Genomic DNA, 8,347 nt, shown 5'->3' on the forward strand with positions numbered 1-8,347 from the left:
ATGCGTGCCCCCTCTGATGCTTGAAGGATCGGTCGTGGCCCGTGGTCTAGCGGCAAGCCATAACAAGGCTGGTCACGGCAGATCCTGCAGGCGCGAATGGCGCTCACAAGCGTCGAGAACGGATCCGGCTCGTCCGGGCAGCTTCCTCGATCGTGATCAGGCGCCCTCCGGCTGAGGCCGTTTACATCAGCATACGCAAGGCATAGTCGGAAAAGTTCGTCAGCCGCATGAATGCCTCTTCCTGCCGACCGTTGTGCGTCCGCAGCGGCCGCTCACAAGTCTCGCTCGACGATTGGGTCAATGCCAATCGTGGTTTCGCCACGGCTGAAGGCGGCCGCCAGACGAAAACTGTGAGCGATGCGCAGCGCGCGATCCATGAAAAGGTTCGCAACCTCGGGCGGACAAATGCGGCGCACAGTTGCTCGAAACAACTTCAGCCAACGCCTGAAATGTGCCTCGCCGAGGCCGACGATAGCCAGGTGAGGCGGCAGTGGCCGGCCTTCATATCGGTGCGTCCGCAGCAGCGTCGAGGACCAGAAGTCACACATCTTCGCCAGATGCCGCGGCCACTCGTCGGGTTCGATTCGATCCTGGAAAATGGGGCCTAGAAGGTTGTCGCGACGAATTTCGTCATAGAAGCCGTGGACCACGCTGCGGATCATCGCCTCGTCGAGCATGTCCGGCAAGGGAATACCGTCGACGACGACCGTTCGCCTGCTTCGGCTGTCCTCGTTCATCTGCGTCTCCTGGAATTCCAGTGCGAGCAACCCATGGCGGGCAAACTCGTCGACGGATTCCACATAAAAGATATATCGTCAATCTATGTTATCATGCGACACGATATCCATGAAGCGGAATCCGAATGCGTTAGCGCTGGTGCGGACCGCGCGTTCGCGAGCCGTGTACGCCGCCTCAGGGGGACTAGGCATCGCTGTATTCCTTGGGCATGACCGAGCCGCGCCCGACGGCGGAAGCGTGCGAATTGGTGGAAGATCCCGCAATAGGGTCGGTATCGAGAATAGCCAACACCTCATCGGCCGATGCCGCCTGTCGGATGCGCTCCCGAACCTCAGGTGCCCGAAGCAGCCGGCACGTTCGCGAGAGGACAGGGAGGAAGGCGGAAGTCGCGGAGCGCGGCCACAGCACAGCGTAGATGAGATCGACGGGATCGTCGTCGGGGCCGTCGAAATCGACGGGCTGGGCCAAGCGCGTCAACAACGCGAGGGGCGAAGAGATCGTGTCGAGCAGGGCGTGAGGGATCGCGACACCGTGACCGATCCCCGTCGAACCGAGACGCTCGCGGTCGAAAAGGCCCCGCAGAACCACCTGCTCGTCAAGCCCGCCTCTCCGCGCGATCCTGATCCCGATTTTTGACAAGGCCGACTGTTTTCCCTTTGTCACAAGGTCAAGCGAAATGTCTTCTTCTTCCAGGATGGGAGAGATCACCAGGGTCAACCTTAGTGTCGAACGCCATCGCAAATCGGCGTTCATCCGCATGGCACGATGCGCAAGCGGAACCAAGCGGAGCGATGTCAGGATGCTGGCCGTCCCGGACGCGTTGCCAAGCCTTCTCGCGTCCGGGCTAACAACCCGTTTTGAGGCGTCGCGGCTCTCGCCGGAAATCGAGGCGGACAATAATCATGACGATTCAAAGGTAGTGAGAGATCCCCCGAAATCAAGCCAAGAGCAGGTCTATAGCTAGCAGAAATAATGCACTGAAATTCCATTTAATTTCGTTTGACGAAAAGAATTGTCTCCTGCTTGCTGACTGAGCGCGAACAGGCCGTACCCAGCAACTAAAATCTCATTTTTTTGAAGGTCTTGGAAATATCGGCCATCGCGGTTCTGGTTCAACAAGGAGTTACCGCGGTGAAAAAGCTTGCCCTCGCAGTTGTCGTGACAATGGCCAGTTCGTTCTGCGCTATGGCGGCGAACGATGTCAGCAAGTCTCCGCCGGCCGCGCCTTACGAACAGGTCAGCAAGCTTGTGAAATTGCCCGACTTCCTCCCCGGCATGGGCCAGCTCTTCGTTAACCCAGCTACATTGCCGGCGGGCCCGTTCCTTGCCTACGACCACGATGGCAAGCTTGTCAGCACCATCTATATGCTGCCGATCAAGGATCTCAATCCGGACAAGCGTTTTGACAACCTCGCGGTGCCCGGAGGCAATGTCGACCACGTCGACGTCTACTACAATGCCGGCCATCCCGGGGTCCCAGAGCCGCATGTCCACGTCGTATTGTGGCACGTCCCGGTCGCCGACGAAGCGCGGGTCGCCAAATGACACTCTCACGCCGTGAGATTCTGGGCGCGGGCGGCGGCCTTGTCGCCACCCTTTCCTTCGCCTCTCCGGCCGCGTGGGCCGGCGATATGGTCGAAATCAAGATGCAAGGACGCGACGACGGTTCACACGTCTGGTTCGATCCGATCGGCGTTCTGATCAAGCCGGGGCAGACGATCCGTTGGACCAATCTCAATCCTGGCAATTCGCACACGACGACGGCGTACAATCCCGCAAACTTCGACCGCCCGCTTCGCATGCCCAAGGCGGCGAAATCGTGGGACTCCGATTACCTCCTGCTCAACGAGAGCTTTTCGGCCACCTTCACCGAACAAGGGGTCTACGACTATTTTTGCATCCCGCATGAGCATGCCGGAATGGTCGGCCGCATCATTGTCGGCGAACCCGAGACGCATGGCTGGACTGAACTTGCCGGGGCGGATGGCGGCCTTCCAGAGGAGGCTCTCCAGGCGTTTCCAGCGGTCGAAGACATCATGGCGAAAGGGCTCGTCCGGCGGCGCGCGTAGGCCGTGGATAGGAGATGCAACCATCAGCAACGGGAGAACTGACTGCGACGATGCGAGCGGGAGCGCGAGTTCCTAGCCGTCGTCAGTTATCGGTCGATTGAGGGTGACCTTCATGGCAGGCAATGCTTTTCAGTCCGGGGCTCCGCCACGGTCGGAGATAGAGCACGAAGAGAATGCTCACACATCGGCGATGCCTCCCGATGCCCGGACCGCTGCCCAGCAACGTGAGCGTGCGACACGCCGGCTTGCCGCCATGGGCGAGATGACCGGCGGCATTGCCCATGATTTCAGGAACCTCCTGGCAGTAATCGAATCCGGCCTGAGGCTTGCCGAGAAACGAGCCGACGAGCCCGAGAGAGTGCGGGCCTACATTGCGGCGGCGCGGGAAGGGATCGCTCGAGGGATCGAGCTGACCTCTCAACTGCTCGCCTTCGCAAAGCATCAGGAGCTCGATGCCCACGCCGGCGACTTGAATGAGTTCCTCAGGTCTTTCGAGCCTTTCCTCCGGTATGGCGCGGGACCAGACGCCAGCGTCAAGCTCGAACTTGGTTCCGATATCCCGCACTGCCTGATCGATCCCGCATTTTTAGATGCAGCCGTGCTCAATCTCGTCATCAATGCGCGCGATGCCATGTCAAATGGCGGCGAGATCCGGGTCATCACCGGGCGATGGGTTCAGGCGACCGCGTCACCTGATCCGCCAGGGCCGGGAACCTACGCGTACGTTCGCGTCAAGGACAACGGTTGCGGCATGCCTTCGGAGGTTCTGAAAAAGGCATTCGATCCTTTCTTCACGACAAAGGGCGAGAAGGGCACAGGAATAGGACTGTCGCACGTGCAGGCATTGGCGCAGATGGTTGGCGGCCAGATCCGCATCGCCAGCGAGCAAGGCGTAGGAACGACAGTCGACCTCCTGTTCCCGTCAATCCGACAGGCTACCTAGGCGTCGACAAGGGATCCTGCGATTTGATGTCGCTTGCAACGGAATGCAGCCCTGCCAGGGCAGGGCCTATTACCGTCTCGTCCGCAGTTGCGGATTGCACCGCATAGACAGGATAAGAGAACTGCGGCATTTCAGGCACGAGGTGCAGCCGGCCGGCCTCTATGTGAGGCTGCACTGAGCTCATTCTGAAGTACCCGGAGCCGCCGGCTGCAAGAACATAGCTCAGAGCGAGCGGGCCGAGATCGAAAGAAAGGTCCGGCGCGGCGCTTGGGAAATTCATCCCGTGGTGAAGTCCAAAATCCGGCCCCCAATCCATATGAACATAATCGGATTCGTCTAGGCGCCGCGCTTCGGAGCTGGTCGTCACCAGGACGAGCTTTTCCTCCAGAAGCATATCGATTTTCAAACCCGGCCTGTGCGGGGGCGCGTACATGATAGCCAAGTCGACCATGCCTGACGCGACCTGATTGATCAAATCCTGCGGCACATCGACGTGCACGCGAAGGGCAATATCCTGAAGCGAGCGGCGCATCCATCGGACCCAATCGAGCAGGAAGGGCTGTGCAAGGCTTACCTCGCTGCCGACCGTCAGAACGGCCCGCCGCCCCGGGGGGACAGCAACCTGGTGAAGGGTGCGCTGCCATAGTTGCACGAACATCGGGGCGTGGCGCAGAAACTGTTCGCCGGCAGGGGTTAGAGAAGCTCCTCCCTTGTGGCGGACAAAAAGCGGACGGCCCAATTGCTGCTCGAGGTTGCGGATTCGCGCGCTTACGGTCGTTTGCGCGACATTCAAACGCTCAGAGGCTCGAATGAAGCTCCCGGTCGAAACGATCTCGATAAAAGTGCGCGCGAGCTCGATATCCATGAGTGAGATAGCATAAAAATTGCGCTTAAATGTCAATGAATTTCGTTTGCTAGATACCAAGCGCGAGCAATAGGCTTCGAGGAAATCCACCAAGCTTAGCGCTGGATGCTGCGCAGCGCCGGTTGGAGCGGGCGCAAGCTCTCTCCATCCTCCCCATCGTTTTGCCTGCAGCGTCAACAGGAGAAATCATGTCGACGAGAGAGAAGGGTAGCCGGGGCGAAGTAGGGCGCCGTGACTTTCTGAAGCTGTTCGGGGCGGCCGGGGCGGCAGCGGGTACCCTGCCGCTTGGCGGATCAGCATCGGCGGACGAAATCATGGCCGCGACCGCCACGGATGCAAAACATCATCACACCGCCGCCGAACCCCATGCCCGAGGCCTTGGCTACGAATTCTTCAATGTCGACGAATCCGCCTTCGTCGAGGCGGCGGTCGACACGCTTATTCCCAGCGATTCAACTGGCCCCGGCGCCAAGGAGCTAGGCGTGGCGACCTACATCGACCGGCAGATGGCCAGCGGATACGGCAAGGGCGACCGGCTCTATCTGGAAGGACCGTTTGACGAGGGTGCGCCCGAGCAGGGCTATCAATTGCCGATGACGCCCTCGGAGCTGATCCGGGCGGGCATCGCCGACATCAACGCCGTTGCGCAAAAAAACCACAAGAGCAGCTTCGCCGCCCTTTCGGCAAAGGACCGCGCGGCGGTGATGGCCGACCTCGACGGCAAGAAGATTGAGCTTCCGACGGTGCCGACTGCGACCTTTTTCGGGCTCCTGCTGCAGCTCACGATCGAGGGTTATCTCGCGGACCCCATGTATGGCGGAAACAAGGGCGCGGCTGCCTGGAAGATGATCGGCTTTCCGGGCGCGGACGCCATGTACGCGGACAAGATCGAGCCGTTCCGGAACAAGCCCTACAAGGCAGAGCCGAAAGGCATACAGGACCTCATCTAATCGGCGGTAGAAGAAGGAGACTACGACATGGCCACCAAACTCAACTCTGTCGATGTCCTGATCGTCGGTCTCGGGTGGACTGGCGGCATCATTGCCAAGGAGCTTGCGTCCACCAAGCTGAAGATCGTCGCACTGGAGCGGGGAGGCCCGCGTGACACCAATCCGGACTTCATCGACCCTGAAATCCATGACGAGCTGCGCTACGCCGCCCGCTACGACCTCATGCAGAACGTGCGGCGGGAAACCATCACGTTCCGCAACAGTGAATCACAAACAGCGCTGCCTATGCGTCAGCTCGGCTCATTCCTGCCGGGCCAAGGCGTTGGCGGCGCCGGCGTGCACTGGAACGGCGTCACCTGGCGCTGGCTCGAGTGGGATCATCAGGCGCGGAGCCGGACAGTCGACAAGTACGGCGAAAAGATCATCCCCTCGGATATGCACCTGCAGGACTGGCCGATCACCTACGACGATCTCGAGCCCTACTACGACAAGTTCGAAAAGACGTGCGGCACCTCCGGCAAGGCTGGCAATCTCAACGGCAAGAAGATTGACGGTGGCAATATCTTCGAGGGATCGCGAAAGGAAGAATACCCCAATCCGCCGATGACTGCCGCGCAGAGCATGGTGATGTTCGAGAAGGCGGCCCGCAATCTCGGCTACCATCCCTTCCCCAATCCCTCCTCCAACGCGTCGCGCGACTACATCAATCCTGATGGCGTAGCCTTCGGCCAATGCCATTACTGCGGGTTCTGCGAGCGCTTCGGCTGTGAGGCGAATGCCAAGGCCAGCCCGCATTTCACCGTCATCCCGTTGGCGCTGAAGAATCCGAATTTCGAACTGCGCACCAATTCGATCGTGCTGAAGGTCAATCTCGACTCGACCCGCAAGAAGGCGGTCAGCGTCACCTATCTCGACGCCCGAGGGCGCGAATTCGAACAGCCTGCCGACCTTATCATTCTGTCGGCCTACGCGCTCGGCAACGTCAACCTGCTGCTGCAGTCGGGGATCGGCGCGCCTTACGACCCGGCAACGGGGAAGGGCGTGGTCGGCCGCAACTATGCCTATCAGTGCGGTGGCGGGGCTACCGCCTTCTTCGACAGGAAGACTATCCTGAACCGTTTCATGGGCGCCGGCGCGCTCGGCACCTGCATGGATGATTTCAATGGCGACAACTACGACTTCGTGAAAGCTGGCTACATCGGCGGCGGCGGCATCAGTTGCAGCAACTCGGGCGCTCGGCCCATCCAGTCACATCCAACGCCGCATGGCACGCCGCGTTGGGGATCCGAGTGGAAGAAGGCGGTGGTCGACAATTATGACCACGCTGCCAGCGTCGGCAATCAAGGTGCTGTGATGGCTTATCGGCAGAACTATCTCAGCCTCGATCCGACCTATACCGATATCTTTGGACGTCCTCTCATGAGGATGACGTTCGATTTCCAGGACAACGAGGTAAAGCAGATGAACGGTCAGGCCGACATCTGCGTGAAGATTGCCAAGGAGATGGGGGCGACCAAGGTCGATCGGAGCATTCCGCCCGTGCCGTATTCCATCGTGCCGTATCAGAGCACGCATAACACAGGCGGCGCAGTCTTCGGAGCCGACCCAAGCACCAGCGTCCTGAACAAGTATCTTCAGGTCTGGGATGTCCCAAACGTGTTCGTCACCGGTGCCTGCGTGTTTCCCCAGAACGCGGGGAAGAACCCGACCGGGCCAGTGGGCGCTCTTGCCTACTGGGCGGTGGACGCAATCAAGAACCAGTATCTGAAGAACCCCGGCCCATTGGTTGATGCCTGACGCGGCATTCTGCCGGATCCGGATCCGGCAGACTGGATGTGTTTCGAGCTCCATATCGCCAGGACCTGTTCGACCGGGGCCAACCCGTAACTCATTGAAAGAAGCAAACATGAAATCGAGCATGCTTGGATTGGCGACGGCAATTCTCACTGCGGTCGGCTCGGCCCATGCGCAGGACGCATCCCCCGGCAATGCCGAAGCCGGCGCAACCGTCTTCAAGAGGTGCATGGCCTGTCACTCGGTTGGTCCCGATGCCAAGAATGGAGTGGGGCCCGTGTTGAATGGTGTCGTCGGTCGGGCAGCTGGTACCTATCCGGGCTACGACTATTCCGCGGCGAACAAGGATTCCGGCCTGACCTGGGATGAACCGACCCTGAAGACTTATCTGCGCGCGCCGCGCAAACTTGTGCCCGGTACAAAGATGACATTCGCTGGCCTCAGCAAGGACCAGGACATCGCCGACGTGATCGCCTACCTGAAACAGTTCAACGCGCAGGGCCAGAAGGCCGCCCCCTGACTCAGGCGGTCGGCCTTCCCCGCCCGCAAAGCTCGACCTCGATGAAATTTCTCCTGCACAAGGGTTTGGGCTATTCGACGGTCCATCAGATCGGCGACTACCTGCGCAGCCATGGCACTGGCCATCATTGGATCGAGCGCTATCGCGGCGACATCTTCGTGTTCGTGTCGGACGGCGTCGACGAGGCAATCCTTAGAAGCGAATTTTCCAGCGTCCTCGATGCTATCGACGACGATACGGAGCGCGACGGAAGATGATCTCCCTACCGATGCCTCAGCAACATCTCCCTGAGCACGACGGCATCGTTGTGCGTCTCGTCATGAGCCGAGTAGACGAGCGTGACCGGGCCTTCCCGCATCAGGCCACGCAATCGGTCGAGTTCATCGCGGTGCCCGAGGATTTCCGCTTCGTACCGTCGGCGGAATTCCTCCCAGCGGGCGGGGTCGTGTCCGAACCATTTGCGAAGCT

General features: G+C 60.1%; 11 protein-coding genes. 7 read left to right on the forward strand and 4 right to left on the reverse strand.

Annotated features, from left to right (window positions below):
* Nucleotides 1-272: 272 nt before the first annotated feature.
* Nucleotides 273-800 carry a group III truncated hemoglobin gene (locus EOD07_RS13580; RefSeq protein ID WP_245470119.1) on the reverse strand — a complete coding sequence of 176 codons (528 nt, stop codon included), beginning with the start codon at nt 798-800 and terminating at the stop codon, nt 273-275.
* A 121-nt stretch (nt 801-921) separates the two neighbouring features.
* Nucleotides 922-1,446 carry a PTS sugar transporter subunit IIA gene (locus EOD07_RS13585; RefSeq protein WP_127235826.1) on the reverse strand — a complete coding sequence of 175 codons (525 nt, stop codon included), beginning with the start codon at nt 1,444-1,446 and terminating at the stop codon, nt 922-924.
* A 423-nt stretch (nt 1,447-1,869) separates the two neighbouring features.
* Here EOD07_RS13585 and EOD07_RS13590 point away from each other — a divergent pair, with 423 nt between their 5' ends.
* The 3 genes from EOD07_RS13590 (at nt 1,870) to EOD07_RS13600 (ending at nt 3,750) form a co-directional block, all read left to right on the forward strand.
* Nucleotides 1,870-2,283 carry a DUF5602 domain-containing protein gene (locus tag EOD07_RS13590; RefSeq protein WP_127235820.1) on the forward strand — a complete coding sequence of 138 codons (414 nt, stop codon included), beginning with the start codon at nt 1,870-1,872 and terminating at the stop codon, nt 2,281-2,283.
* Nucleotides 2,280-2,807: a plastocyanin/azurin family copper-binding protein gene (locus tag EOD07_RS13595; RefSeq protein WP_164772232.1), complete on the forward strand. Its 528-nt coding sequence runs from the start codon at nt 2,280-2,282 to the stop codon at nt 2,805-2,807. Before EOD07_RS13590 ends, EOD07_RS13595 begins: the two co-directional genes overlap by 4 nt.
* Before the next feature lie 253 nt (nt 2,808-3,060).
* Nucleotides 3,061-3,750, forward strand: a complete 690-nt coding sequence (locus EOD07_RS13600; RefSeq protein ID WP_245470121.1) for an ATP-binding protein — start codon at nt 3,061-3,063, stop codon at nt 3,748-3,750.
* Here EOD07_RS13600 and EOD07_RS13605 read toward each other — a convergent pair.
* Nucleotides 3,743-4,792 carry a LysR family transcriptional regulator gene (locus tag EOD07_RS13605; RefSeq protein WP_245470123.1) on the reverse strand — a complete coding sequence of 350 codons (1,050 nt, stop codon included), beginning with the start codon at nt 4,790-4,792 and terminating at the stop codon, nt 3,743-3,745. The two genes, EOD07_RS13600 and EOD07_RS13605, sit on opposite strands and share 8 nt — an antisense overlap.
* Before the next feature lie 11 nt (nt 4,793-4,803).
* Between EOD07_RS13605 and EOD07_RS13610 the strand changes: the two genes are divergently transcribed.
* The 4 genes from EOD07_RS13610 to EOD07_RS13625 all read left to right on the forward strand — a co-directional run bounded on the left by EOD07_RS13610 (nt 4,804) and on the right by EOD07_RS13625 (nt 8,136).
* Nucleotides 4,804-5,565, forward strand: a complete 762-nt coding sequence (locus EOD07_RS13610; protein WP_127235830.1) for a gluconate 2-dehydrogenase subunit 3 family protein — start codon at nt 4,804-4,806, stop codon at nt 5,563-5,565.
* Between the two features lie 27 nt (nt 5,566-5,592).
* Nucleotides 5,593-7,362 (forward strand): GMC family oxidoreductase, encoded by a 1,770-nt coding sequence (locus EOD07_RS13615; RefSeq protein ID WP_127235821.1) that lies wholly within the window; start codon nt 5,593-5,595, stop codon nt 7,360-7,362.
* A 109-nt stretch (nt 7,363-7,471) separates the two neighbouring features.
* Entirely contained in the window at nt 7,472-7,879 is a 408-nt protein-coding gene (locus tag EOD07_RS13620) for a cytochrome c family protein (RefSeq protein ID WP_127235822.1), read from the forward strand.
* 41 nt (nt 7,880-7,920) lie between these two features.
* The gene (locus tag EOD07_RS13625; RefSeq protein WP_127235823.1) at nt 7,921-8,136 is read left to right on the forward strand and encodes a hypothetical protein; all 216 of its coding nucleotides are present in this window, start codon (nt 7,921-7,923) and stop codon (nt 8,134-8,136) included.
* Nucleotides 8,137-8,141: 5 nt separating this feature from the next.
* Here the strand turns inward: EOD07_RS13625 and EOD07_RS13630 are convergent.
* On the reverse strand, nt 8,142-8,347 hold a 206-nt coding region (locus EOD07_RS13630; protein ID WP_127235824.1), incomplete at its 5' end, for a DUF488 family protein.

This window comes from Mesorhizobium sp. M2C.T.Ca.TU.002.02.1.1 (genome assembly GCF_003997225.1).

What these genes read in the sequence shown, in the direction of transcription:
- EOD07_RS13625 (WP_127235823.1), top strand. Translation starts at nt 7,921, where the DNA reads ATGAAATTTCTCCTGCACAAGGGTTTGGGCTATTCGACGGTCCATCAG.
- EOD07_RS13620 (WP_127235822.1), top strand. Translation starts at nt 7,472, where the DNA reads ATGAAATCGAGCATGCTTGGATTGGCGACGGCAATTCTCACTGCGGTC.
- EOD07_RS13595 (WP_164772232.1), top strand. Translation starts at nt 2,280, where the DNA reads ATGACACTCTCACGCCGTGAGATTCTGGGCGCGGGCGGCGGCCTTGTC.
- EOD07_RS13610 (WP_127235830.1), top strand. Translation starts at nt 4,804, where the DNA reads ATGTCGACGAGAGAGAAGGGTAGCCGGGGCGAAGTAGGGCGCCGTGAC.
- EOD07_RS13615 (WP_127235821.1), top strand. Translation starts at nt 5,593, where the DNA reads ATGGCCACCAAACTCAACTCTGTCGATGTCCTGATCGTCGGTCTCGGG.
- EOD07_RS13600 (WP_245470121.1), top strand. Translation starts at nt 3,061, where the DNA reads ATGGGCGAGATGACCGGCGGCATTGCCCATGATTTCAGGAACCTCCTG.